Raw genomic sequence first — 21,431 nt, 5'->3', positions numbered from 1 at the left:
GCACAACACCTGATAGAACATGTACCAGACACCAATAGCGAAATAAAAGAGAGGTGGTATCTCCCCCTCTCCTTATCATTTCTAATATTTTTGTGCCTGTTCAACCATCGTACGGCTCACTGGCTTAGAATAATCAATCGTTCCTGCCTTAACATTTTTCTTGCCTTCCACCATTACCTGTACTTTTTTGGCACCTGAATTCTCGATCAGTGACAGCACAATTGCTTCCATTGCATCTGGACTTGCCTGTCCCTGATTGTATGAGAGCAATTTCTTGTCGAAATCGACCAGAACCGTATCTTTCTGCTGTTTTACACTTAATACATTCGCCTGAAGCAGTGGCGAGAATAGCATAGAATTTTGCTTTGGTCCCTGGATTAGCTCTTTCATCGCGGCCAATCCGCGATTATCTGCTTTCGGCACATAACGTGTCACCGGAACAAAATAGGTAAACTTATCTGTTACCTGGCCCTGGAAGTATACCGTAACCGCCATGGCATTTCCCGGCTTCACTCCTTCTGCTACTTCTACGTTGATTCCCGTCTCCCTACTAAGATGAGACACCGGCGTACCTTTGACCGGCATCACTTCAAGCGGATGCCCGTTAATCCGGATATTAACCTCTTTTACACTATCGAACTCGGTCATCGCCCATGTTACCGCATCAAGAATCTTTTGTTCATCTTCAGCCTTATATTTTTTGAATTCCTGTGAGAAGTCTACTGTGGCTATCCCGTCTTTAATCGTAATGCCAAGCACCTTCGTTCCGCTCGGCAGCACCGGCTTAAATCCTTGCGGCAGCAGTTTCTCACCTTCTCCACCTTGAACCATATACCCAAGAACTTGCTTGGCAGTTCCTTTGCCTTCCGACTGCGACAGCTGCAGTGGCCACGGCACAACATAGCCGTCCGCATCAAGCACGTACAACTTTTGTACATGCACAGCTTTATTTGCTTTCTGCTCAGAGCCAGTCTGCGGCGCCGTCACTTTCTCACTCGTTGCGGCAGATGGTGGCGTAAGCTGCGGTGGATCAATCTGTTGCGGACTTGAAACATCTTTTGGTCCGAATAGGCCGCAGCCGCTAAGTAAGAATACTGCACTAAGAAAAGCACCGACATATGGTAATTTGCGGGCCATAGTTTCCCTCCTCAGGCTCATTTTGTATTACTATGTATACGAGCCTTCCCGGGATGTATGCCTGCTTTGTCCAAATTTTATTGTGCGTCCGCTGCGGGATCGACTTGCTTCGCTTGCACTTTAATATTTAGCCACTCTTCGGCAATGGACATAAATAATTCGGAGTCTCCGCTTGTGAAAAACTGGTGCATAGCGTTCACAACATCTCCCCCGTTCGCTAACATGCGTCTGTGCCACAGTACCGTACTCAACTCCCGCGCCGCTTCTTCTGCCGAACTGATTAGCGTAACGCTATCTCCTACCACTTCCTGAATAAATGGCGCGATGAGCGGATAATGTGTACAGCCAAGAATAAGCGTATCAAAATCCTCTCCGGAAAGTGGGGCAAGTGCCTCCTGTACAATCGCAATGCCTTCCCGATCATGTAATCTGCCACTCTCCACGAGGGGAACAAGTGTCGGACAAGCAAGACTTGTAACCTGAATTTGTGGATTCAGCTTTCGTAATGCAGCAGCATATGCACCGCTTCGGATCGTTCCTTCGGTGCCGATTACCGCAATCCGGCCTGTTTCGGTTTCCTTAATGGCAGAACGAGCGCCTGGCTCAATTACTCCAATGACTGGAATATCAAGCATCTCGCTTACTTCTTGTAGTACTACTGCGGCAGCTGTATTGCATCCGATCATCAGCGCCTTTATGTTATGTTGCAGCAAAAACCGGATCATCTGGAGGGAAAACTCTCGTACTTCTTCTGCCGGACGTGGGCCGTACGGACAGCGGGCCGTATCGCCAAAATATAAAATATCCTCGCGCGGAAGCTGACGCAGCACTTCTTTCGCTACGGTTAGCCCCCCCACTCCGGAATCAATAATGCCTATGCCTCTTTTCATCAGTTCAGTCGCTTCCTTATGTGTAGAGTCCTTTGTTATGCACCCAGTATATGGATGGACAAACACCTAGGTTCATCATCCGGGCACATGCCCATTTTACGATACGCTTTCCCTCCGCCTACGTCAATCCTGTATTTGATATAAAAAACCCGCCTCTCATGGAGGTGGGCTGCCCGTATTGAGAATCATTAAATTTTCAATTCACCTAAACGGACGAGTTCGACAACTGCCTGGGAACGGCCTTTTACATTTAACTTTTGCATGACATTGCTGATATGATTACGAACCGTCTTTTCACTGATAAACAACTGCTGTGCGATCTCTTTTGTTGTTTTGTCAAGCACCAGTAGTTCAAATACCTCCCGTTCCCGATTGGTCAATAGCGGCTTGGCTTTCTGTTCATTATTCAAAAGTGCTACCCCTCCTTGGCCTGGGCTCTCAAGTGCAAGGCTAGGGATACAGTCACCATATATTTATGACCTGGGAAGCCAGGTGGTTCAAGGGATGGCTGAATTTGGGCCTGCGACACATTATATTCCGGTGTGCTTTTCCGCCGTGCAGATGAAAACCTTGATTTTGGGAAACTGCTTTTGGATTTTCTCGTAATGTTCCGCTCCATTAAGAAAAATCCAGCGTGCCTCCCGCAAATCAAGTTCCTTCACTCCTACTTCATGCGCACTAAGCTGCAAGATCGGATGCGGCAGTGAACGAAAGACAAATACGACATCCCCAAAGGAAAAACAGGCTGCCAGACAGTCACGAAGTCCGTATACAGCACGCTTATATGCAAGAAGATGTACAGGTTCGAGACCGAAGCGCTCGATTAAATGACGACTATCAGCCTTCTGAGCTTCTGTCATCTCCTCTGTGTTATGACGGGGTGAAATGACTGGATAATGAACCTGTATGTACTTATACGGAATGCCGTGAAAAAACATAAGCTATATCGTCATCTCCATTTTTTCAAACTGTATAATACGCTCGCGTACCTGCGGCGGAATCGGTGCGCTTCGTTTCGTTTGTTTGTCCACCAATACAATTGTCCCACTTCCAGTAGCGGCTACTTTATTTTTGTCTTTTACAATCAGACAATATTCAATATCCATCGAACTATTGCCAAGCCGTGCAACACGTACAAGTAACGTAGGTGTTTCCCGGAAGAAAAGTTCAGCGTGATAATGGCATGTAATATCTGCCGTTACAACCATAAAGTCTGCTTTATCGTGCAGTACTTCATCCCCTATATGCAGTCGATCAAAATAGTCAACCCGCCCCTGTTCGAAATACACAAGGTAACTCACATTATTGACGTGGCCGGACATGTCCGTTTCACAGTAACGAATTTTGATATCGGTTTCAAAATGAAAAGATTTCATCCATGTTTCAAGATCTGGCTGAATGTATGTCGCTTTTCCCATCGTTCCACTCCTAGTGTTTTTCCCTTATTTTATCAGAACTATAAAAAAACAAAAACTCCCGTGTATTACGGGAGCTTTTCAATACATGTATGCTTATGCCATTACTGTCGGCGGCTCGCTATCATAGGCACATTCTTCAATTTCAAAACCAAGATCTTCAATCATTTCATGGTCAAAGCGCATCTTTTGGCCATCTGTCGTTAAATAATCGCCAACGAAGATTGAATTTGCGGCGTACAGCCCCATCGGCTGAAGATGACGCAAGTTCACTTCTCGGCCTCCGGCAATCCGAATTTCTTTTGTCGGGTTAATGAAACGGAACAGTGCTACGACTTTAAGTGCTTTTACCGCACCTACTTTTTTCATGCTTTCCAGTGGTGTACCCGGAATGGCATTCAGGAAGTTGACCGGAATGGAGTCAGCATTCAGCTCATGCAATGTGTACGCCATGTCCACAATTTCTTCATCCGTTTCGCCCATGCCGATGATTACACCAGAGCAAGGTGACATGCCGGCATCTTTAATCGCATTTAACGTGTTCAGGCGGTCTTCATACGTATGCGTAGAGGTAATGTTTTCATGATTGCTTGCTGCAGTGTTGATATTATGATTGAATCGGTCCACCCCAACTGATTTTAGCTTTTTAGCTTGTTCTGGTGTGACGAGTCCTAGGCAGGCACAGATTTTCATATTGTGCTGTTCCTTAATCTCTTTCACCGCTTCAATAACATTATCAACTTCCTTATCAGTCGGACGGCGACCGCTCATAACGATGCAGTATGTACCGGCTTTTGCTTCTTTCGCTTTCAGCGCCCCATCTACCAGAACATCTTTGGAAAGCTGCGGATATTTCTCAATCGGTGCATTCGATACAATCGACTGTGAGCAGTACCCGCAATCTTCTGGACAAAGACCGCTTTTAGCATTGATGATCATATTCAGTTTAACTTTATTGCCATAATAATGACTGCGAATACGGTATGCAGCCTGTAGAAGGCTCAAAATTTCTGTATCCGGTGCCTGCAAAATAGATTGTGCTTCTTCCTTGCTCAATTGACGCCCGGCCAGTACATCTTCTGCTAATGCCATCCAATTCGTTGTCGGTTTTGTTTCCATCACAGGTATGCTCATACGTCACTCTCCATTATTGTAAACTTTTATATAATCTTAGTTAACAATAATTATACGGACTATTCTTTCAGTATGTCAACCTTGATAAGAAATAGGTTGTCAAAAGACAAAACCCCCTGCATCCTCTATTAAAAGAATGCAGGGGGTTTCTCACTCTCTTCCGTACTAGTTACGGAAGAAGTTTTTAATAGAATACAACGTAGTCGCACGATTCATCGCGGCGATTGACGTTGTAAGTGGAATGCCTTTCGGGCAAGATTGCACACAGTTCTGGGAGTTACCGCAATCTGTAACGCCACCCTCACCCATGATTCCTTCAAGGCGCTCTTCTGCGTTCATTTTACCTGTTGGGTGTTCATTGAACAGACGCACTTGAGAGATCGCAAATGCACCAATAAACGGTGATTTATCATTTACGTTCGGGCATGCTTCCAGACATACACCACATGTCATACAACGAGACAGTTCATAAGCCCACTGACGATCTACTTCCGGCATGCGTGGTCCTGGACCAAGATCATGCGTACCATCGATCGGAATCCATGCTTTTACACGTTTCAATCCATCGAACATACGGCTGCGGTCGATAGCCAGGTCGCGTACAACCGGGAATGTGCTCATCGGCTCAAGGCGGATCGGCTGTTCAAGCTTATCTACAAGAGCTGTACAAGATTGGCGCGGCTTGCCATTGATAACCATCGAGCACGCACCGCACACTTCTTCGAGACAGTTCATTTCCCATACGATTGGAGCCACTTGCTTGCCATCTGCTGTTACCGGATTACGGCGAATTTCCATCAGGCAGCTAATGATGTTCATGTTCGGACGGTATGGGATTTTGAATTCTTGCTTATATGGTGCTGATTCAGGAGTATCCTGACGAGTAACAACCAAATGAATTGTTTTTTCAGCCATGATTATTTCACCTCTTCTTTCTTATCAGCCACTTTATGCTTCGAAGAGTAGTCACGTTTACGAGGCTGGATCAGCGAAATATCAATATCTTCGTACGAAATCTTCGGTCCGTTTGTAGCTGGATCGAATTCAGCAATGGTTGTTTTCATGAAGTCCTCATCATTACGATCCGGGAATTCCGGTTTGTAATGCGCACCACGGCTTTCGTTACGGTTAAGCGCACCGAGTGTAACAACGCGTGCAAGTTGCAGCATGTTCCACAGTTGACGTGTAAACGAAGCGCTCGCATTGCTTGATTTTGCTGTATCGTTGATGTTGATTTGCTGATAGCGCTGCATGAGTTCTTGAATCTTCTCATCTGTCTGCTTCAGCTTATCATTGTAACGTACAACCGTTACGTTATCAGTCATCCATTCGCCAAGTTCACGGTGGATTACATACGCGTTCTCTGTACCGCTTGTCATGCTAGTAATGCTATCGTATTTGTCTTGTTGTTTTTTCGCTTCTGCATCGAATACAGACGAAGATACGTCTTCTGCAGACTTATCAAGGCCTTTAATGTATTCAATCGCTTTCGGACCTGCCACCATGCCGCCGAATACAGCGGACAGGAGCGAGTTCGCACCAAGACGGTTTGCACCGTGCTGCGAGTAATCACACTCACCAGCTGCAAACAGACCTGGGATATTTGTCATCTGGTTGTAATCAACCCACAGACCGCCCATAGAATAGTGAACAGCCGGGAAGATTTTCATTGGAACTTTACGCGGGTCGTCCCCTGCGAATTTTTCATAGATCTCGATGATACCACCGAGCTTAATGTCAAGTTCGTGCGGATCTTTGTGAGACAGGTCAAGATATACCATGTTCTCACCGTTGATGCCGAGTTTCTGTACAACGCACACGTCAAAGATTTCACGCGTTGCAATATCACGCGGTACAAGGTTACCGTATGCTGGATACTTCTCTTCAAGGAAGTACCACGGTTTACCGTCTTTGTATGTCCATACACGACCGCCCTCACCACGAGCAGACTCGGACATCAGGCGCAGTTTGTCATCACCTGGGATCGCAGTCGGGTGGATCTGGATGAACTCACCGTTTGCATATTTAACACCCTGCTGGTAAATCGCAGACGCTGCTGTCGCTGTGTTGATAACAGAGTTTGTTGATTTACCAAAGATGATACCAGGACCACCTGTTGCCATAATAACGGCATCAGCTTTGAATGATTTAACTTCCATTGAGCGCAGGTTTTGCGCGGTAATACCACGGCATGTACCTTGCTCATCTACAACAGCGGACAGGAATTCCCATCCTTCGTATTTCGTAACAAGACCATTTACTTCCCAGCGGCGAACTTGCTCGTCCAACGCATACAGAAGCTGCTGACCTGTTGTTGCACCAGCAAATGCTGTACGGTGGTGTTGCGTACCCCCGAAACGACGGAAGTCGATCAGACCTTCTGGCGTACGGTTGAACATAACGCCCATACGGTCGAACATATAAATGATACCAGGTGCTGCATCACACATTGCTTTAACTGGCGGTTGGTTCGCAAGGAAGTCGCCACCATAAATGGTATCATCGAAGTGAATCCACGGGGAATCGCCTTCCCCTTTTGTATTAACTGCCCCATTAATACCGCCCTGTGCACAAACAGAGTGGGAGCGTTTTACCGGAACAAGTGAGAACAACTCAACCGGATAACCGGCTTCCGCAGCTTTAATAGTCGCCATGAGGCCTGCGAGACCGCCACCGACTACGATGATTTTACCTTTACTCATGCTCTAACCCCCTATTTCTGAATGGCCTGAGCCACATCAACCGGATTCGCAAATGCAAACAGCGCCATCAGACCCATGGCAGACATCAGTACGAAAATCGCCATTGTCACATATGTAGAGATGCGCTGTGCACGCGGACCGACTGTAATGCCCCAGCTAACTGCAAAGCTCCAGAGACCGTTCGCGAAATGGAACACGGCAGAAAGAAGGCCGATGATGTAAAATGCAAGCATTACCTTGTTCGCGAGAATGTCATTCATGAGTGTAAAGAGACCGTTGGCATCTGTTTTGCCGATCAGCATTTGGATTTTTGTTTCGTATACGTGCCAGGTAATAAAGATGAGAGTAATTACGCCCGTAACGCGCTGCAGCATGAACATTGTGTTACGGAAATAGCCGTAGTTGCCAACGTTGTTTTTTGCTTGGAAAGCAATGTACAAACCATAAATACCATGGTACAAAATCGGTAAGAAAATAAACAGAATTTCAATCAATGCGAGGAACGGAAGTCCCTCCATGACTTGTACGCGCTCCAGGAAGGCTGGCTCGCCGCGTGTTGCGTAATAGTTCACAAGTAAGTGAACGAACAGGAAGCCCCCAATCGGAACTACGCCGAGTAGGGAGTGAAGTTTACGGTTGAAAAAATGACGATGATTCATCATTTTCATATTCCCCCTTTCATAATGGTACCCTCTGGTTTTTCTAGTTTGGCATTTTTTTCACAAATTCATGCTTGTTGGCTACTCTCTCCTGCCACTATAAAACTATAAAATCCTCTCTCTCTCCACTCCTCCTTCGCCTCTGCGGCAGTCTCTGACATGAAGAAAAGCTCCCTGTGAAGGAAGCCTATGAAAATGAAGACTTTGTGACAAATTCATTTTACTCTCTGGAGGGGTTAGCGTCAAGGAAACCTCTGATAGAAATTGTCGAAATTAATCGATAATCAATAGGGAGCAGCGGCCTGCTTGCACACCCTTACATACTGCTCGTTCAGATAGGATTCTACCAACGGTCCGATCTTCACAAATTCGACAAGAAAGCCATCATGGCCATAAATGGAATCAATGTAGTGATATTCCACATTTTTTCCAGCTACCTCCATCATCGCCACTACTTCTTCCTGATGATCAGCCGGATACAATAAATCATCAGAAATCGCAATCGAAAGGACATGCGCCTGGATGCCTTCAATCGCCTTCTTAATCCCGCCACGATTGCGTCCGATATCATGAGAGTCCATCGCTTTTAACAAATACAAGTAGCTGTTAGCGTCAAACCGATCGACCAGTTTCTGTCCGTGGTAGCGCAAATAGCTCTCGATTTGGAAAGTGGAGTCAAATTTCGTCACATCTCCCTTATCATCTTTCAGACGGCGACCAAATCGGTATTCAAATAAATCTGCGGTTCGATACGTGATCATCCCAAGCATCCGGGCGATAGACAGCCCATTTACCGGCCCTTTTCCTGGGTAATAATGTCCACACTGCCAGTTCGGGTCAGATAAAATTGCCTGTCTGCCGACATCATTATATGCGATCGCCACAGCTGACAAACGAGCACAAGTTGCAATCGGAACGACAACTTCCATCATCTCTGGATACGATGCAGCCCATTCAAATACTTGCATTCCTCCCATCGATCCACCGATTACCGCAAATAACTTATTAATCCCAAGCTGCCGTACCAATTCATACTGTACCTGCACCATATCCCGAATCGTTACAACGGGAAAGTCAGCTCCGTACGGCGTATTAGACTCTGGATGAAGCGAGGCTGGGCCTGTCGTTCCTGCACAGCCGCCTAATACATTAGACGTAATGACAAAATATCGATTTGTGTCTACATATCGACCTGGCCCAATTAATCCTTCCCACCAACCTGGTGTTTCTTCGTCCCCTACCGCCTTCGCATCCCCTGTCAGTGCATGGCAAATGAGAATGGCATTGTTTCTCTCCGCATTCAGCGTCCCACTTGTTTCATACGCTACCTTTACCTGCCTAATTGTCTCCCCACATTCTAAAGTGATGCTTGAAAGCACCATCGTCTTTTCCATTATATCTGTCACTCCTTCCGAGCTTTTTCCGCTGCATCCATGAAAAAAGAAAAACCCTCTTCTTTATCGAAAAGAAGAGGGGCGTATGCCGATCCAGACCTCCTCTTATCTTCCAGAACAATACGTCCTGCTGGAATTGGCACCTTATCCGCATACTACTGCGGGGTTGCCGGGCTTCATCGGGCCAGTCCCTCCACCTCTCTAGATAAGAGCTATTCAGTTTTTTCAGTCTTTAATAATTATTTACAATACTACGTGCTTTAGAAAGCAATGTCAATATTGACAGTTCAGCACTACACTATGTAAACTCTAAATAAAATAAAGTTAACAAAAAGAGGGGACATACCATGCAAAGTCAACGTTTGAAAATGATGCTTCTTTCGGCCTTATTTTGCGCGATTATTTCTGTATGTGCACAGCTATCTATTTCTTTCCTCCCAATGGTTCCGTTCACGATGCAAAACTTTGCGATCGCTCTTGCCGTAATTATTCTCGGACAGAGATACGGAACACTGGCAGTATTGTTGTATATCCTGCTTGGCGCGATTGGGGTTCCGGTATTCGCTCAGTTTAAAAGCGGGGCGGCCGTGCTCATCGGTCCAACAGGCGGCTATTTGATTGGTTACATTGCCGCTGCACTCGTGATGGGCATGATGCTCAAGCGGGATAACCTAACAGTTGTCCGCGCTTTTCTTGCTAATGTAGTGGGCCTGGTTATTATTTATGCGTTTGGTGTCGCACAGCTTAAACTAGTTGCCCACCTGACATGGAACAAAGCGATTGCTCTTGGGATGACTCCGTTTATCGCACCTGATCTACTCAAAATTGCACTTGCGTCTTATGTCGGCGTTCTGGTCATCCGTCGCCTGAAAGCTGCGGGGCTTATGCCATCACATGCCCAGTCAAAAGCAGAACACGCCGCATAGTACGATTCAGCACACCTTATACACCATAGCAAAAGGCCGGTCCAAGAGACCGGCCTTTTGCTATGAATCTTCGTTATTGTGCGGAATGTACAACTGCGCGTTCTACTACGTCAAGCCCAAATGACGTATGCAGGCTGCGAACGGCATTTTCCATTTGCTCAAGCGGTACAACACACGATACTTTGATCTCGGATGTCGATACCATTTTGATTTCAATGCCTGCCTCTGCCAGACAGCGGAACATCTGAGCCGCTACTCCCGGATTGGTAATCATACCTGCACCTACGATGGATACTTTAGCCAGTTCTTCTTCCGCGACCGCATAGCCAAAGTGCAGATTTTCTTTTTCACGCAACAAAATTTGCAGCGTCCGCTTTACTTCATCTCCACTTACTGAAAATGAAACATTCGTTGTATCTGCCTCGTACGCACTCTGAATGATCACGTCCACGTTAATATGCTCGTCAGCCAGTGTAGTAAAGAGCTTCGACATCGTATCCACCTGGACCGGCATGTCTGCCACTGTAATTTTCGCTACGTTTTTATCATGAGCGACTCCGCTAATAATCAGTCCTTGTTCCATATCTGCTTCCTCCTGTACTCGTGTTCCTTCTTCATGACCAAAACTAGAGCGTACTACAAGCGGTACCCCATATTGTTTAGCGCATTCAACCGCTCGCGGGTGCAGCACGCCAGCACCGAGTGTAGCTAATTCAAGCATCTCATCGTGTGAGATGGTTGTAAGCTTCCGTGCGGATGGTACGATGCGTGGATCAGCTGTATAGACACCATCAACATCAGTATAAATCTCACACAAATCAGCTTGTAATGCCCCAGCAAGTGCTACCGCTGTCGTATCCGAGCCACCGCGGCCGAGCGTTGTGATCTGTCCATCTTCGGTAACTCCCTGAAAGCCTGCAACAATCACAACGTTTCCAGCGGCCAGTGCAGCCTGCATCGCTGAAGGGTCGATGTGTGCAATGCGTGCCTTTGTATGTACGCTTTCTGTTGTAATCCCTGCCTGCCAGCCTGTCATCGAAACAGCAGGCTGACCTTCCGCCTGAAGCGCCATCGACAATAAGGCAATGGATACTTGCTCTCCAGTTGTCAAAAGCATATCCATTTCCCTGGCAGGTGGTTCTGCTGTAATCTGCTTCGCCATATCTACAAGCACATCCGTTGATTTCCCCATGGCAGATACAACTACAACGACATCATGTCCAGCGTTCCGCGTCTGAATGACGCGGCGTGCTACCGCCTGAATGCGTTCCACCGTTCCTACTGATGTACCACCGAATTTCTGTACGATCAAACCCATATTTCTCTCTCCTCTTTTCCTGAATATTCTCTCTATCCCGCATAAAATAAAAAGGACAGCAAACGAAAGGCATACGTGCCTTCGCTGCTGTCCTGTAAGTCCGTTCGGTAACTTCCAGCAATACGCTCACGTCCCTTTTCCCTGTGCGAGATAGTACTCCACCGAACGTCCGGGATGACAGTTCGGTGACAGTCCTGCATCTATTCGATACAGACCCAACAACAACGGCTGAGAAGCACGCTGTCATTTCGGCGAATTCCCCTTTCTTCTGCATTCTTCGGACTCTCAATCCTCCTGCAGGATACTTATGGTTTTCGCGCCTCTACCTCACCATTTAAGTGAGGCGTTACTTGAAATATTTAATTTATCAGTATACTATCACGATTCAAATTCAGAAGCAACCCTTTATTTGTCTATCGCTCCCTCTTCTGTGTCTGAAGCACCGCGCAAATGGGCAAGTATCGTCCGGGCCAACTTATCCCCAATGCCAAGTCCTCTATACTCATCAAGGCTCGCTTCTTTCATCTTTTTGACAGAACCAAAATGCTTCAGCAGCAGTTTCTTACGCTTATCTCCGATTCCCGGGATATCATCAAGCTGTGACTTGAACATCGTCTTGCCGCGTGTATTGCGATGAAATGTAATCGCAAAGCGGTGGACTTCATCCTGAATGCGCTGTAACAGGTGGAATTCGTTACTGTCCCGCTTCAATGCAACGGGTAGCGGCGGGTCTCCGACAAGCAGCTGGGACGTGCGGTGTCGGTCATCTTTAGCAAGTCCGCATACCGGAATATAGAGACCAAGTTCATTTTCCAGCACGTCAACAGCGGCCGAGATTTGGCCTTTACCGCCATCGACTACAATCAGGTCGGGCATCTGCAAATCTTCTTTCAGCACACGTGTATAACGGCGGCGAATCACTTCTTTCATGGACCCATAATCATCTGGGCCTACGACTGTTTTGACTTTATACTTGCGATATTCTTTTTTATCCGGCTTTCCATCCGTAAACACAACCATCGCAGAAACCGGATCAATTCCTTGAATATTAGAGTTATCAAACGCTTCGATTCGCTTCGGATATCCAATCCCAATCGCTTCCCCTAGCTTCTCTACCGCCTGCACGGTACGCGCTTCATCACGCGCCATCAGTGCAAATTTCTCGTTTAACGCAATGTTCGCATTCTCGTTTGCCATATCAACCAACTGTTTTTTCGGACCGCGCTGTGGGACAAGCAGTTTCGAACCCAGCCATTCTTCCAGCCCCTCGCTTCCTTCAGCAGATGGCAGAAGCACTTCTTTCGGGCGTATATGTTCTTCGAAGTAAAACTGCACAACATACGAGATAAAGTCTTCATGTTCCTCCCCGTAGTACGGAAAAGACGCGACATTACGCTCAATCATCTTGCCCTGACGAATGTGGAATACTTGCACGCTCATCCAGCCTTTATCCGTATAATATCCCCAGGCATCACGGTCTACGTTATCGGCAAATGTCACCTTCTGTTTCTCCAGAATCGCATCAATATAGTGAATCTGGTCGCGCAAGTCGCGAGCACGCTCAAATTCCAGATTCTCAGCTGCCTGCTCCATTTGCCGCTGTAGCTGACTTTTGATCTCCGTATAATTCCCGTTCAAAAATCGGGTGATCTGTTCAATCATCTCGCTGTACTGTGCTGTATCCATTTCATATTCACATGGTGCTAGACACTGTCCCATATGATAGTACAGGCACACCTGCTTCGGGATATGCTTGCATTTACGAAACGGATATAGCCGATCTAACAGCTTCTTCGTCTCCTGTGCGGCTCCGGCATTCGGATATGGGCCAAAGTACTTCGCTCCGTCTTTGAGCACCTTACGGGTAATCTCTAAGCGCGGATGCACCTCATTCGTAATCTTAATATATGGATACGTCTTGTCATCTTTCAGCAAGATGTTATAGCGCGGATCATATTGCTTGATCAAATTACATTCAAGCAGCAGCGCCTCCATCGGGGATGAGGTAACGATATATTCAAAATCAGCAATCTCCTGTACAAGACGCTGTGTCTTGCCATCATGACTGCCTGTGAAATATGAGCGGACACGGTTTTTTAATACTTTGGCTTTCCCGACATAAATCACGATGCCCTCGGTGTTTTTCATGAGATAGCAACCGGGTTTGTCGGGAAGGAGCGCTAATTTTTCTTTGATTGTGTTCATGGTTTCGTCCTCCCTGATTGTATGTTACAACATGGGAAGGTGTGTTCTCAACTAGCTGGCTCTACAAGTTTGTTTGATAGGTCAGTGATTGAAAAAAGTGTAGTGGAGGAGCAGCGGCGAGAGAAGCCTGTCACTTTAGTATGCTCGCAGGGAAGCTGATTCTGGCCGCTCCAGAAGTCCGGCAAACTCGCCCGCAAAGCGTGAGCAGGATGCTTCGCTCTGTTGCTTGCGGGCAAAGGCACGTTTGCCTGCCTTCCTTCTCTGGGTGATCGCATACAGGCGTTCCCTGCTTCTCTCGCCGCTGCTCCCGACACGCTTTGTCAATCAGATCATTAAACAAGCTTCTCGTTCATCAGTTACTCATAGTTCTTTTAAAAGCAAAAAGAAAGGTGCCTCGCTGTCATTTACATGACTTTGAGACACCTTCTTTACTTGATGCGCTTCTTACAGGTGTTTGTTGATTGCGTTAAGCAGGTTTTCTTTTGGCTGGAAGCCAACGATTTTGTCAACAACTTGGCCATCTTTTACGAGCATGAGTGTTGGGATACTCATAACACCAAAGCGTTGTGCAGATTCCGAATTGTCATCTACGTTTACTTTTACAATTTTTACTTTACCGCCGATTTCGCCATCGATTTCTTCAAGTACCGGAGCGATCATTTTGCAAGGTCCGCACCATGGTGCCCAGAAGTCAACGAGGACTGTGCCACCACTTTCTACTTCTGTTTGAAACGTATTGTCGGTTACATTTACGATTGCCATGTAAAGTTTCCTCCTTGTATATTCGTATCCTTGTATTTCTTCACGATAAATCTTGTTACACAATGATGATATACCACTAAGAGTATGTCACTAAAAGTATAATACCATCTCTCCGGAAATTTATCCAATGCTTACATGCTCTCTTTTTACCATAAACCAATTACTTTCCACCAAACAAGACCAATTCCAAGCCAGATGACAATATTGATAATGGAGATCATAAAGCCGATGGACCACCATTTCCCCTCAGATACATACCCTGGACCGAATAAAATCGGAGCCGGTCCGAATCCGTAGTGTGTCATGGAGCCAAATAAATTACTAAAAAAGCCAAGGATTAAAGCCGCCAGCATGCCTGGTGTACCGGTTGTAATCGCGACCGTAAGAAAGGCAGCATACATCGCACTAACGTGAGCCGTTGCACTTGCAAACAGATAATGACTGTAGAAATACGCAAGAATGAGTACAAGAAAAGCTGTCGTTGCTGACAGGCCAGCTACTTGATGCCCCATCGTCTTACTAAACCACGGGATCAGGCCGAGTTGGTTTAATTGTGTGGCCATCATGACAAGAGCTGCAAACCATACCAGTGTATCCCATGCCATTTTTTCTCCCGTGACATCTCCCCAGGTCAATACCTGTGTAAGCAACAGCAGCGAGACACCGATAATCGCAGTTGTAGTAGCATCAATTCCAATTCCTTCACCAAAAATCCACAATAACAGCACTGTACCAAACACGAACACCATCCGCTTTTCCACATTGCTCATGGGACCCATCTTCTTCAATTGGTCCGTTGCAAATTGCGCAGCATCCGGCGTTTCTTTAATCTCAGGCGGATATACTTTATAGATAAACCATGGAATAACCAACAGACTCACAAGTCCTGGGACAATTGCAGCCAACGCCCAACTTCCCCATGTAATAGACACCCCTGCCTCTTTTGCTTGTGATACAGCAAGAGGATTGGCTGCCATTGCTGTCATGAACATAGCAGATGTAATCACATTGACCTGAAACGCCGTAAGCGTTAAAAATGAGCCAATCTTTCTTTCTGTTCCTTCTTCTGGTTTAGAACCAAAAGAATCAGATAAGGAATGGATAATCGGAAAAATCACGCCCCCAGCACGAGCTGAATTACTTGGCATAGCCGGAGAGAGCGCAAAATCTGTGAATGCCAGCGCATACGAAAGACCAATCGTCTTCTTTCCGAACTTCTTTACAAATATATAAGCAACCCGAGCACCTAATCCTGTTTTCGTAACGCCTCGTGAAATAATAATAGCGCATACGATGATCCAGATGGTGCTGTTGCTGAATCCAGACAGTGCCACTTTCAAGGGCAGTATTCCAGTAATGACGGTAGCGGTAATCGCCAGGATCGAAAGACTTCCCATTGGCATAGGTTTTATAATAAACCCTACAATCGTCGCTACAAAAATCGCCAGTAGATGCCATGCCTCCGGTTTCACCCCTGCTGGCGGCCCTACAAGCCATACCATTATCCCCACTGCTATCATGATCAGTAAAGGAATTCTTTTGATTTCTCCTGATGTCGTCACTTTCTCTTTTCCTCCTAAAGCAGCTATTTTCAAGAAATACTTTTATATTTTGCACGTTTTTAGGTAAAAAGGAAAGTTTAAGAATAAATTATTTTTAAGTGACCTTGACTGTTTATCTCTTTTATACAAAAAAAGAGTGCCCAAAAGTTATTTTTGGAACACTCTTTTCTCAAAGCATATATAGATTTTTTCTTATGCCTGTACAAGCACTTTCTTAAATTCTTCTGTCAAAAGCGGTACAACTTCAAACAGATCGCCTACGATGCCGTAGTCTGCTACCTGGAAGATTGGAGCTTCTGGATCTTTGTTAATCGCTACGATTACTTTTGAGCTAGACATGCCCGCCAGATGTTGAATCGCACCGGAGATACCAGCTGCGATGTACAGATCCGGCGTTACTACTTTACCTGTCTGACCAATCTGAAGCGAGTAGTCACAATATTCACCATCGCACGCTCCACGAGATGCGCCCACTGCGCCACCGAGAACGTCAGCAAGTTCCTGCAGCGGTTTGAAACCTTCGGCAGATTTAACACCGCGACCGCCAGATACTACTACTTTTGCTTCTGACAAGTCTACACCGCCCGCTGTTTTGCGGACAATATCTTTTACAACAGTGCGCAGATCTTTGATTTCAGCTGTAAAATCAACCTGTTCGGCTGTAGATGCGCCCGCTTCTTCCGCCGGAATGTTGTTCGGACGGATCGTCGCAAACGCTGTACCGGATACCGCTTTTTTCTTCTCGAATGCTTTCCCTGCATAGATCGGACGTGTGAACACAATTGCATCCCCGTCCAGTTCTACATTGATTGCATCCGATACAAGGCCAAGACCAAGACGAGCTGCAAGGCGCGGAGCCGCATCTTTACCGATCGCTGTGTGCGGCATGAAGATTGCGTCCGGTTGCACCGCATCCACTACCTGACGAAGCGCCTGTGCGTATGCATCTGTTGTATATGTGTCAAGTTCGCTGTTTGCTACTACGTATACTTTAGCAGCGCCGTGCTGACCGAGTACTTCTACATATTTCGCCGCATCGCTTCCTAATACAGCAGCTACTACCTCGCCGCCACCTGCTACGCGCTTCGCTGCTGCGAGCACCTCAAATGATACATTACGCAGGTTACCATCACGTGCTTCTGCAATTGCAAGAATTTTTTTACTCATGGACGTCTTCCTCCCCCATCCTTAGATTACTTTCGCTTCGCTGCGAAGAAGTTGGACTAATTCTTTCACTTGATCCGTCACGTCGCCACTCAGTACACGACCTGCTTCTTTTTTCGGCGGCAAGTATGTTTCGATCACAGCTGTTTTCGCTGCCACATCGCCGTCAAGCTCGAGGTCCTCTACACTCAGACGCTCCATTGGTTTCTTCTTCGCCTTCATAATCCCTGGCAGAGAAGGATAGCGTGGTTCGTTAAGGCCTTGCTGCGCCGTTACGAGCACCGGAAGTGATACTTCCACTACTTCCTGATCACCTTCCACATCGCGCTCGATTGTCGCTTTACCGCCTGCTACTTCAAGCTTCGTAATGGTTGTAACTTGTGGAATGTTCAGCTCTTCGGCAAGGCGTGGACCTACTTGGCCTGCCCCATTATCAACTGCCATGTTTCCACCAATAATAATATCGTAATCGCGGTCTTTAATTACAGCCGCAAGAATCTTCGCTACACTATATTCGTCGTAGTTGCCATCCTCATCTTCTACGATGACAGCCTTATCTGCTCCCATTGCAAGCGCTGTGCGCAGTGCACTCTCCGCACGATCAGGACCTACCGTCACAACGGTTACTTCCCCGCCATGCTCATCGCGCAGCTTAATCGCTTCTTCAACTGCATATTCGTCGTATGGATTGATGATGAACTCTACACCGTCTTCGCTGATTGCGCCACCCTGAAGCACGATTTTCTCTTCTGTGTCAAATGTTTGCTTTAGGCATACTATGATATTCATGAGAATCCTCCTACCTATAATGATTACTTGTCCTGAAACTCAGCCTGACGCTTCTCAATGAAAGCGTTGACGCCTTCTTTCATGTCAGCAGTAGCGAACAACTGGCCGAACAGTTCGGCTTCCCGGTTCATCCCACTCTTTTGACCTTCAGTGAGACCATAGGTAACTGCTTCAAGTGCTGCACGCATCGAAACGGCACTTTTGTCTGAAGCAAGTGCTTCAGCGAACTTTCTCACTTCTTCCATAAGCACTTCCAGTGCAAATGCACGATTTACAAGCCCGATGCGCTCGGCTTCCTTGCCATTAATAAATTCACTGGACATAATGAGTTCCAGTGCTTTGGCCTTGCCAGTTAGGCGGGCCAGCCGCTGCGTACCACCGAATCCCGGAATCAATCCGAGCTTTAACTCCGGCAGACCAAGCAGTGCGTTCTCAGCAGCAAAGCGCATGTGGCATGCCATTGCTAGCTCTAGTCCTCCACCGAGAGCCGCACCATTAATAGCGGCAATCACAGGTTTTGGAAAGTTCTCGATTGCATCGAATACTTTCTGACCGTAGCGAGCCATCTGTTCGGCTTTCTCTGTGTCGTCGAACGCGCCTGTGAACTCTTTAATATCAGCTCCCGCAACGAAGAAACGACCTGCGCCTGTTACGACAACAACCTTCGCTTCTGCGTCGTTCTGGACCTGGCTAAATGCCGCTTCCAGACCGGAAAGCGTGGCGGAGCTTACCGTATTCGCCGGAGCGACATCTACGGTAATGTAAGCAACACGATTTTCTATGTGCAGCGTCACGTTAGTAAACTCCATCCTAGTTCTCTCCCTCCACAACTGCAAATTAATGACAACCTAATTATAATTGATTTTCCTTAAAATTTAAGGAATTTTTTAAACAAATGCATATTTTAAGATTATTTTATGTTTTTTAAGCCATGAACGAACAAATTATGCAGCGGATCAACAAGTGCAACCAGCTCATATTCTCGTTCATTCATCACCCATGATGTAACCGCTTCATCAAGCGTGCCAAAAATCATCTTACGTGCAATCGCTTCCTCAACATCAGCGCGAAACACCTGCTGTTGCTTGCCGAGCAGCACAATCTGATCAATCATGTTCAGGTATTTTTTGATCACTTCGTTAATTCCCACTCGTACTTTGGGATTGGATTGCCTAAGCTCAATTTGTGTTACAACCGCAAAGTCTCGGTTTTGTGACAGCTGCCACAAATGCAGGTAAATTAACTCACGAAGCTGGTCCTCCGCCCGTTCAAACTGATCAATGCGCTTCCAAATCGTCTCGATGAACAGCCCCATTTTCTCGCGGAACAGTGATATCAGTATATCTTCCTTGCTGTCAAAATACAGATAGATCGTCCCGTCTGCCACAGATGCTTCTTTGGCGATTTTGGATACTTGTGCTTGGTGATAGCCATGTTGAGCGATCACTCTGACAGCAGCATCGATGATAGCCTGATACTTCTCTCCCATTTTCTTCGCCATAATTTTCCCTCAGTTCAACCTAAATGAATGAGCATTCACTCGAATAAAGTTTATTTAAAAAACGCAGGATTGTCAATGTTTAATTAATTTCGATATTTCATCTTTTTCTCCTCCTGAGTAAGAGTATTTTTTTACTTTTGTACGAGTAGGACCGCGCCGGGTATTTCCGGCGCGGAAGTTCGGCCTCTACTCCTCTTCTTTCGCCTCCTCTGCTAATGTACGACGCAAAATTTTCCCAACCGCTGTCTTGGGCAAATCTGTACGAAACTCATATACATGTGGCACCTTAAAAGCCGCCAACCTCTCGCGACAAAACTGATTCAGGTCGGCTTCCGTAAGCAGCTGATCTTCACGTACTACAACAAATGCCTTCACGGTCTCTCCTCGATAAGCATCTGGTATTCCAACTACCGCGGCTTCTCGCACGGCCGGATGCTCATATAACACCTCTTCCACTTCCCGCGGGTAAATATTAAAACCGCCGGCAATGATAATATCCTTCTTCCGATCGACAATATAAAAGTATCCGGCCTCATCCATGCGTGCGATATCTCCAGTCCGAAACCATCCGTCCTGAAAGCTTGCTTTTGTCTCTTCTTCCCGCTTCCAGTATCCTTTCATCACCTGCGGGCCGCGGATACACAACTCCCCGATCTCCCCAGGCATACATTCTTCACCCGTCTCCAGGTCAACAATGCGGCATTCCGTATCTGGCCACGGCACGCCAATACTGCCTATTACCTGACGCCCCCATATCGGATTGGCGTGCGTTACAGGCGAACATTCGGTAAGTCCATATCCTTCTACCAGCTTTCCATTCGTCAGCCGTTCGAATGCTTGCTGCACCTCTATCGGTAACGGAGCTGAACCACTAATACACGCTTGAATAGAAGACAAATCATACGCTCTCGCATCAGGATGATTCAAAAGCCCCACATACATCGTCGGTGCGCCAGGAAATACGGTTGGCTTCTGCTTATCCACAAGCTTTAGAATTTGTGAAACCTCAAAGCGCGGCACAAGAATAATGCTGGCAGCAAGATGAGTCGCAAAGTTCATCACTACCGTCATGCCATATACATGAAAAAACGGCACAGCCCCAAGAAATCGTTCCCCTGCCAATCTGGAACGAGAAAACCAAGCCCTACATTGCAGCACATTAGCTACGAGATTAGCGTGCGTGAGCATAACCCCTTTGGCCACGCCCGTCGTCCCACCTGTATACTGTAAAACTGCAAGATCATCTGATGTCACCGAAACAGGCGTAAAATCAGGATATTCCTTCCGAAGCAAATCAACAAAGGCATATACACAGTTCTCAGCGTTGTATGGGATACGAGGCGGACGAGCTTTCCTTTGTACGAGCGGGTACAATAATCGTTTTCCAAGGGGAAGATAATCGGGAATTCCGGTCACGAGTATGCGCCGAAGTGGTGTATGATTGCGCACATTTTCCACACGAGCATACAATAGATCAAGACAAATAATGGTTTCCACCTCTGCATCTACAAGCTGGTGCATAAGTTCACGTTCTGTATAAAGCGGGTTCGTCTGCACAACAACAGCTCCTGCCATTAAGGTGCCATAGTAGGCAATTACGCTTTGTGGAACATTCGGCAGCATAATCGCAACCCGGTCTCCCCGCTGCACACCGAGACGCACGAGCGCTGCCGCAAAACGAAAACAATCATTTCGCAGCTGTTCATACGTAATTCGTTTGCCCATAAAAAACAAAGCTTCCGCATTCGGGTACTCCCTAGCAGATCCAAGCAGGAACTCATATAGCGGAACAGACGGATACGACAGTGAAAACGGTACATCAGATGGGTAATGCATCTGCCAGGGAAACAAAGGTTCCGTCATCTTACTCACC

General features: G+C 46.6%; 20 protein-coding genes and 2 riboswitches. Of the genes, 1 reads left to right on the top strand and 19 read right to left on the bottom strand.

Translation table 11 applies throughout. The features are described 5' to 3' along the window. Positions 1 to 81 precede the first annotated feature (81 nt). The 10 genes from PO771_RS03700 to metX all read right to left on the bottom strand — a co-directional run bounded on the left by PO771_RS03700 (position 82) and on the right by metX (position 9,331). A complete protein-coding gene (locus PO771_RS03700; protein ID WP_272561934.1) occupies positions 82 to 1,137 on the bottom strand; it encodes a GerMN domain-containing protein in 1,056 nt (351 codons plus the stop codon). Positions 1,138 to 1,214: 77 nt separating this feature from the next. Next, a complete protein-coding gene (gene racE, locus PO771_RS03695; protein WP_272561933.1) occupies positions 1,215 to 2,027 on the bottom strand; it encodes a glutamate racemase in 813 nt (270 codons plus the stop codon). Positions 2,028 to 2,215: 188 nt separating this feature from the next. Next, the gene (locus PO771_RS03690) at positions 2,216 to 2,437 is read right to left on the bottom strand and encodes a helix-turn-helix domain-containing protein (RefSeq protein ID WP_272561932.1); all 222 of its coding nucleotides are present in this window, start codon (positions 2,435 to 2,437) and stop codon (positions 2,216 to 2,218) included. 120 nt (positions 2,438 to 2,557) lie between these two features. Further along, complete coding sequence (locus tag PO771_RS03685) at positions 2,558 to 2,965, bottom strand: hypothetical protein (protein ID WP_272561931.1); 408 nt, start codon at positions 2,963 to 2,965, stop codon at positions 2,558 to 2,560. 3 nt (positions 2,966 to 2,968) lie between these two features. Beyond that, positions 2,969 to 3,445: an acyl-CoA thioesterase gene (locus PO771_RS03680; RefSeq protein WP_272561930.1), complete on the bottom strand. Its 477-nt coding sequence runs from the start codon at positions 3,443 to 3,445 to the stop codon at positions 2,969 to 2,971. A gap of 93 nt (positions 3,446 to 3,538) precedes the next feature. Next, positions 3,539 to 4,576 carry a biotin synthase BioB gene (bioB, locus tag PO771_RS03675; protein WP_272561929.1) on the bottom strand — a complete coding sequence of 346 codons (1,038 nt, stop codon included), beginning with the start codon at positions 4,574 to 4,576 and terminating at the stop codon, positions 3,539 to 3,541. A 165-nt stretch (positions 4,577 to 4,741) separates the two neighbouring features. After that, a complete protein-coding gene (gene sdhB, locus PO771_RS03670) occupies positions 4,742 to 5,491 on the bottom strand; it encodes a succinate dehydrogenase iron-sulfur subunit (RefSeq protein ID WP_272561928.1) in 750 nt (249 codons plus the stop codon). Between the two features lie 2 nt (positions 5,492 to 5,493). Then, a complete protein-coding gene (sdhA, locus tag PO771_RS03665; protein ID WP_272561927.1) occupies positions 5,494 to 7,278 on the bottom strand; it encodes a succinate dehydrogenase flavoprotein subunit in 1,785 nt (594 codons plus the stop codon). An 11-nt stretch (positions 7,279 to 7,289) separates the two neighbouring features. After that, on the bottom strand, positions 7,290 to 7,940 hold the full coding sequence (locus PO771_RS03660) for a succinate dehydrogenase cytochrome b558 subunit (RefSeq protein WP_272561926.1): 651 nt from the start codon (positions 7,938 to 7,940) through the stop codon (positions 7,290 to 7,292). A gap of 281 nt (positions 7,941 to 8,221) precedes the next feature. After that, entirely contained in the window at positions 8,222 to 9,331 is a 1,110-nt protein-coding gene (gene metX / locus PO771_RS03655; protein ID WP_272561925.1) for a homoserine O-acetyltransferase MetX, read from the bottom strand. Positions 9,332 to 9,433: 102 nt separating this feature from the next. After that, positions 9,434 to 9,543, bottom strand: a riboswitch (SAM riboswitch). A 135-nt stretch (positions 9,544 to 9,678) separates the two neighbouring features. Between metX and PO771_RS03650 the strand changes: the two genes are divergently transcribed. Then, on the top strand, positions 9,679 to 10,257 hold the full coding sequence (locus PO771_RS03650) for a biotin transporter BioY (protein WP_272561924.1): 579 nt from the start codon (positions 9,679 to 9,681) through the stop codon (positions 10,255 to 10,257). 73 nt (positions 10,258 to 10,330) lie between these two features. Here PO771_RS03650 and PO771_RS03645 read toward each other — a convergent pair whose 3' ends face one another. The 9 genes from PO771_RS03645 to PO771_RS03605 form a co-directional block, all read right to left on the bottom strand. Beyond that, positions 10,331 to 11,575, bottom strand: coding sequence for an aspartate kinase (locus tag PO771_RS03645; RefSeq protein ID WP_272561923.1), 1,245 nt, complete (start codon positions 11,573 to 11,575; stop codon positions 10,331 to 10,333). Positions 11,576 to 11,718: 143 nt separating this feature from the next. Next, positions 11,719 to 11,908, bottom strand: a riboswitch (Lysine riboswitch). A 72-nt stretch (positions 11,909 to 11,980) separates the two neighbouring features. After that, the gene (gene uvrC / locus PO771_RS03640; protein WP_272561922.1) at positions 11,981 to 13,780 is read right to left on the bottom strand and encodes an excinuclease ABC subunit UvrC; all 1,800 of its coding nucleotides are present in this window, start codon (positions 13,778 to 13,780) and stop codon (positions 11,981 to 11,983) included. A 444-nt stretch (positions 13,781 to 14,224) separates the two neighbouring features. Then, the gene (gene trxA / locus PO771_RS03635) at positions 14,225 to 14,542 is read right to left on the bottom strand and encodes a thioredoxin (RefSeq protein ID WP_272561921.1); all 318 of its coding nucleotides are present in this window, start codon (positions 14,540 to 14,542) and stop codon (positions 14,225 to 14,227) included. A 146-nt stretch (positions 14,543 to 14,688) separates the two neighbouring features. Then, on the bottom strand, positions 14,689 to 16,104 hold the full coding sequence (locus PO771_RS03630) for an anion permease (RefSeq protein ID WP_272561920.1): 1,416 nt from the start codon (positions 16,102 to 16,104) through the stop codon (positions 14,689 to 14,691). Between the two features lie 192 nt (positions 16,105 to 16,296). Continuing rightward, the gene (locus PO771_RS03625; RefSeq protein WP_272561919.1) at positions 16,297 to 17,271 is read right to left on the bottom strand and encodes an electron transfer flavoprotein subunit alpha/FixB family protein; all 975 of its coding nucleotides are present in this window, start codon (positions 17,269 to 17,271) and stop codon (positions 16,297 to 16,299) included. Between the two features lie 21 nt (positions 17,272 to 17,292). After that, entirely contained in the window at positions 17,293 to 18,057 is a 765-nt protein-coding gene (locus tag PO771_RS03620) for an electron transfer flavoprotein subunit beta/FixA family protein (RefSeq protein ID WP_272561918.1), read from the bottom strand. Between the two features lie 23 nt (positions 18,058 to 18,080). After that, positions 18,081 to 18,866: an enoyl-CoA hydratase gene (locus PO771_RS03615; protein ID WP_272561917.1), complete on the bottom strand. Its 786-nt coding sequence runs from the start codon at positions 18,864 to 18,866 to the stop codon at positions 18,081 to 18,083. Positions 18,867 to 18,967: 101 nt separating this feature from the next. Continuing rightward, complete coding sequence (locus PO771_RS03610; RefSeq protein WP_272561916.1) at positions 18,968 to 19,558, bottom strand: fatty acid metabolism transcriptional regulator FadR; 591 nt, start codon at positions 19,556 to 19,558, stop codon at positions 18,968 to 18,970. A gap of 186 nt (positions 19,559 to 19,744) precedes the next feature. Next, positions 19,745 to 21,421 carry a long-chain-fatty-acid--CoA ligase gene (locus tag PO771_RS03605; RefSeq protein WP_272561915.1) on the bottom strand — a complete coding sequence of 559 codons (1,677 nt, stop codon included), beginning with the start codon at positions 21,419 to 21,421 and terminating at the stop codon, positions 19,745 to 19,747. Positions 21,422 to 21,431: the final 10 nt, after the last annotated feature.

Origin of the sequence: Aneurinibacillus uraniidurans (assembly GCF_028471905.1) — a bacterium.
In the GTDB taxonomy this organism is placed as follows: Bacteria; Bacillota; Bacilli; order Aneurinibacillales; family Aneurinibacillaceae; genus Aneurinibacillus; species Aneurinibacillus uraniidurans.
This window is presented reverse-complemented; position numbering and strand designations above follow the sequence as displayed.